At 65.3% G+C, this 308-nt stretch carries 1 protein-coding gene; it reads left to right on the forward strand.

Translation table 11 applies throughout. From position 1 onward, the window contains the following. Positions 1–27: 27 nt before the first annotated feature. A partial coding sequence (locus tag GV790_RS31945; protein ID WP_163818119.1) for a phosphopantetheine-binding protein occupies positions 28–308 on the forward strand: 281 nt, incomplete at its 3' end.

Consider the following 308-nt stretch of genomic DNA (forward strand, 5'->3'; position numbering starts at 1 on the left):
AAACACGTGCTGTCGCGGTGAGAACAGATCGCGGACGTTTTCGGCGAGGTCCTCGGACTCGACGCGCTCGGCGTCGACGACGACTTCTATGAACTCGGCGGCTCCTCGCTCTTGGCCTTCACACTGCACCAGCGGTTGTCGGCCCGGATCGATGGCAGGATCCCGATGTCGGCGCTGCTGTCCACACCGACCGTCAGCGGTCTCGCCGCGCTACTGGAAGGATCCGGCGAACCCACTCGGATACCCACGCACGCCCTGGATTCCGTACTCGACGACGATATCGACGCGGCAGGTCGCACCGCCGTGGG

It is taken from the genome of Nocardia cyriacigeorgica, from assembly GCF_010858045.1.
GTDB lineage: Bacteria > Actinomycetota > Actinomycetes > Mycobacteriales > Mycobacteriaceae > Nocardia > Nocardia cyriacigeorgica_E.